The sequence below is a fragment of the Salinivibrio sp. IB643 genome (genome assembly GCF_001996105.1).
Classification (GTDB): domain Bacteria; phylum Pseudomonadota; class Gammaproteobacteria; order Enterobacterales; family Vibrionaceae; genus Salinivibrio; species Salinivibrio costicola.
Map to the genome: position 1 here is coordinate 1 of NZ_MUFF01000062.1, position 4,562 is coordinate 4,562.

The 4,562-nt window shown below is 52.6% G+C and carries 3 protein-coding genes and 1 CRISPR repeat array; all 3 genes read left to right on the forward strand.

Translation table 11 applies throughout. The features are described from left to right. Positions 1 to 266: 266 nt before the first annotated feature. Positions 267 to 2,514: a CRISPR direct-repeat array (repeat unit 28 nt; unit sequence GTTCACTGCCGCACAGGCAGCTTAGAAA). 136 nt (positions 2,515 to 2,650) lie between these two features. After that, complete coding sequence (gene tnpA / locus BZG77_RS14210; protein WP_077459646.1) at positions 2,651 to 2,950, forward strand: IS66 family insertion sequence element accessory protein TnpA; 300 nt, start codon at positions 2,651 to 2,653, stop codon at positions 2,948 to 2,950. Beyond that, positions 2,947 to 3,291: an IS66 family insertion sequence element accessory protein TnpB gene (tnpB, locus tag BZG77_RS14215; RefSeq protein WP_025675503.1), complete on the forward strand. Its 345-nt coding sequence runs from the start codon at positions 2,947 to 2,949 to the stop codon at positions 3,289 to 3,291. The genes tnpA and tnpB overlap by 4 nt, the downstream gene beginning before the upstream one ends. An 88-nt stretch (positions 3,292 to 3,379) precedes the next feature. Next, positions 3,380 to 4,562, forward strand: a 1,183-nt coding sequence (gene tnpC, locus BZG77_RS14220) for an IS66 family transposase (protein WP_077647712.1), incomplete at its 3' end; no start/stop codon positions are given.

The window sequence follows — 4,562 nt, forward strand, 5'->3', positions numbered from 1 at the left end:
ACAAGGACCAACCCTTCACCTGTTATGGGCTCAGCCGACACAAGGACCAACCCTTCACCTGTTATGGGCTCAGCCGACGCGAACCCGATCAGCAATCTGCGGTGCCGTGTTTTTGAGGGAGAAACCCCTCTTTACCCCTTCTTTTTGGGCTCTTTAAAAATAAACTTTAAATACAGCTGGTTACGGCAGGCCGTTTTTAACAAGGGTAAAAGGCCATTTTTATCCTAACGGCCTGTTGTTACTGACGATTGTTAGGTTATTCTATTGTTCACTGCCGCACAGGCAGCTTAGAAATATATCATCAAAGCCGTGGGCTATGCGGCGAAGTTCACTGCCGCACAGGCAGCTTAGAAATCGGTTACTGCGTTTAATGATTCCTCGGCAAAGTTCACTGCCGCACAGGCAGCTTAGAAATGTATTGAGCCGCGCCAGCATCAACAAAGCGGGTTCACTGCCGCACAGGCAGCTTAGAAAGCGTTCGATGCGGCCAATGGTGCTTGGCGAAAGTTCACTGCCGCACAGGCAGCTTAGAAAGTTGCGAAAAGTTCCTTTCTTTTCACGAGACGGTTCACTGCCGCACAGGCAGCTTAGAAATCATCGATACCGGGGTGATTGTCGAGCGTGGTGTTCACTGCCGCACAGGCAGCTTAGAAAGCCCGCGGCGCCCAAGCTCACCGTCAGCGTTTGTTCACTGCCGCACAGGCAGCTTAGAAACGCGACGCGGCGGCAACTGGTACAATGGGTCGGTTCACTGCCGCACAGGCAGCTTAGAAATGCTAGCTTTCCCTCATAGTCGCCAAACGGGTGTTCACTGCCGCACAGGCAGCTTAGAAAAGCAAAAAACCGGCATTCCAGCGGAAGAAATCGTTCACTGCCGCACAGGCAGCTTAGAAATTAATCGCATTGAATCACTCGAGCGCGAGCTAGTTCACTGCCGCACAGGCAGCTTAGAAAGGTCCCGCCACGCTGAACCTGGGCACTCCCCGGTTCACTGCCGCACAGGCAGCTTAGAAAGTGTTGGGCGATTGCATTTTGCCCAATGTGCTGTTCACTGCCGCACAGGCAGCTTAGAAAGTTACGTCATCGAGCGGCCAGTCAGCCTTGACGTTCACTGCCGCACAGGCAGCTTAGAAAGTTCGGCGGCTTTCCAGCTGCAAGGAGAATCAGTTCACTGCCGCACAGGCAGCTTAGAAAGCCCGCGGCGCCTAAGCTCACCGTCAGCGTTTGTTCACTGCCGCACAGGCAGCTTAGAAAGAGCGAGTTGCTGCGCCGCTTGCTCATCGAGTGTTCACTGCCGCACAGGCAGCTTAGAAATTTTGGCGCGCGCTGGCTGTAACCATCACCAAGTTCACTGCCGCACAGGCAGCTTAGAAAGTTGAGGGCACGTGGCACGGCAAACCGATCAAGTTCACTGCCGCACAGGCAGCTTAGAAATTTGCCAACGTCAGCGGCTTAATAACCGGCCTGTTCACTGCCGCACAGGCAGCTTAGAAATTTCCAGACAATTGCGCCACGTAGCTCGTTGGGTTCACTGCCGCACAGGCAGCTTAGAAAGCTTCGGCAACACCGCAGCGGCTGTTCAATGCGTTCACTGCCGCACAGGCAGCTTAGAAATCCCAAAAAGCAAAAACCCCGTTTCATTGAGCGTTCACTGCCGCACAGGCAGCTTAGAAACTGCCAATGGCGCGACTGATTAAACAGACAAAGTTCACTGCCGCACAGGCAGCTTAGAAATCCAAGTCGAATGACGCCTCCATCATACCATTGTTCACTGCCGCACAGGCAGCTTAGAAAATTGTACGCAACGCGCCAAAGTCTAAGATTCCGTTCATTGCCGCACAGGCAGCTTAGAAAGATATAAATCCGATACCAGCCGTCATTTAATTGTTCACTGCCGCACAGGCAGCTTAGAAAGTTGGAAGGCGCAACATCAAACCGGATAAATTGTTCACTGCCGCACAGGCAGCTTAGAAATACAAGTCGCTACGTCATTCCGCTCGGGCACAGTTCACTGCCGCACAGGCAGCTTAGAAAGTTTTACAGTGTCACCGGCGGGCGTCGGCAATGTTCACTGCCGCACAGGCAGCTTAGAAAAAGACGTAAAGTCTGCGTCGTGGGCGTGTAGGGTTCACTGCCGCACAGGCAGCTTAGAAAGGCTCTTTGTGTCCCCTGCTCTAATCCGCTAGGTTCACTGCCGCACAGGCAGCTTAGAAAATCATACCATTTGCGCGCTGGTTGCTCACGCTGTTCACTGCCGCACAGGCAGCTTAGAAACTTATATAGAGCAACGCAACTATGACCCATTCGTTCACTGCCGCACAGGCAGCTTAGAAACTGCTCCTCCTTCAACATTCTGGTGTAAGAGCGTTCACTGCCGCACAGGCAGCTTAGAAAAGCCGGCCTAATTGTTCCTTGTCATAAGCCACGTTCACTGCCGCACAGGCAGCTTAGAAAGGCACAAAATGGCGAATCCGCCCGGGCCTTATGTTCACTGCCGCACAGGCAGCTTAGAAAAGATTAACGACCTGGCCGTCTGCCACGATCGAGGTTAATCGTTGGCCTCAATGTCGGATGGCGGTAAGCGGTTAATAAACCCCACATACCCATAAGACACGGGCTTTGCCATAGTACCTTTTTGAACGGAGGTACCATGAAACAAGCACAAAAACGCGCGCACTGGGCGGCGATTATTGAACAACAAAAGCAAAGCACAGTGTCCATTAAGCAGTTTTGCCAAGACAACGCTATTCCCTATCAAACTTTTTATTATTGGTCGAAGCGATTACGTGAACACCAACAAGCGCAAACCGTGCAGCCGGTTGTGGTCGACGCGTCCGGTCACTTACCAGGGGCGTCCGTCGTGCTTGTCTTTGCCAATGGCATTCGCGCCGAGTTACCCGCCACGCTCAACGCCGCACAAATCAAACACTGGGTGGATGCACTGCAATGACGCCTTCTGGCAAGGTATTCTTGGTCTCTGGCGTCACCGATATGCGCAAGTCGATTGACGGTCTATCATTGATCGTGGCCGAGCAGCTTGAGATGGATCCCTTTAGTGAAGCCTGGTTTATTTTCTGTAATCGTGGTCGCGATAAGCTCAAAATCTTATTCTGGGATACCAATGGGTTTTGGCTGTATTACCGCCGCCTAGAAAAGGGCACCTTCAAGTGGCCTCGCCCAAGCCCTGACGGCGTGATCACTCTGAGTAAACCGCAACTTCACTGGCTCCTCTCGGGACTGTCACTGGAAAACAGTCACGGGCATCATCCTTTAAAGGGACTAGAAGTGTGACCCATGACAGTGATCATCATATTGCCCTTGAACGATCCTTTTGCGCCGTCAAACTTGTTGCCATTACACGGTAAGAAGATGACGCCCAATGACCGACCTCCCTGATGATATCGAGCAACTTAAAGCCATGCTAGTGGCGAAAGAGGCATTGCTGCATGACAAAGAGGAAGAGATCTCGGCGTTAAAAAACCACGTTCAGTTATTGATTGAGCAGTTAAACCTGAGCCAATCCAAGCGCTTTGCCGCGCAAAGTGAAAAAGTGGCGAAAGGCACTTTCAACGAAGCCGAGCAGCAAGATGCGTTACCCTCTGCGCCTAAGGCGCGACGTCAAACAGGACGCAAACCCCTACCTGCTGATCTTGAGCGTGAGGTGCACACCCATACCTTAAATACCCCTTATTGCGCGTGCTGCGACGTGCCCTTACACGCCTGTGGCAAAGAAGTGAGCGAAACCTTGAAAATCGTGCCGCAGCGGGTCAGTGTCATTCGCCATGAGCGCACCAAATATGCCTGCCGCCAGTGCGAGCAAACCGCTGAAACCAGCCAGGTAGTGACCGCACCGAAGCCAGCTAGCATGATCCCCAAAAGCCTTGGCAGTCCAGAGGCGTTTGCCGCCGTCGTGACCGCCAAATATGTGGATGCACTGCCGCTATATCGTCAAGTCGATATGCTGAACCGAGCGGGTATCGACATTAGCCGTGCCACTTTAGCCAACTGGTGTGTGCAGCTGGGCAGCAAAGTTGACGTGATTATCGCTACGATGAAAGCACAGTTAGCCAGCGAGCCACTTATCTGCGCCGATGAAACCACGGTGCAAGTGCTCAAAGAAGCAGATAGAAAAGCGCAGTCGACCTCTTACATGTGGGTGTATCGCAGTGGTGAATTTACCGACCACCCGGTGGTGATTTACGATTATCAACCCAGTCGAGCCGGCGCGTGTGTGCGAGCGTTCCTGGGCGATTATCAGGGCTATCTTCTGTCCGATGGTTACAGTGCTTACGATACCGTTGACGGTGTGACGCAAGCAGCGTGTATGGCCCATGTTCGCCGTAAATTTACCGATGCGCAAAAGGCGTCGCCCTCGAAAAAAGCCGGCAAGCCAGAAAAAGCGCTCACCTTCATCAACAAGCTCTACGGCATCGAGCGACGCGGGAAACACTTATCGGCCGAGGCTCGGCAACAACTCAGACAGCAAGAAAGTCTGCCTCTGTTAAATGACTTTAAACGCTGGCTTGATAGCATGCATGTGTTACCCAAAGGCACCTTAGGCC

Bases quoted from the DNA above. Each gene is read 5' to 3' on its own strand.
- tnpA (WP_077459646.1), top strand. From the start codon at position 2,651: ATGAAACAAGCACAAAAACGCGCGCACTGGGCGGCGATTATTGAACAA.
- tnpB (WP_025675503.1), top strand. From the start codon at position 2,947: ATGACGCCTTCTGGCAAGGTATTCTTGGTCTCTGGCGTCACCGATATG.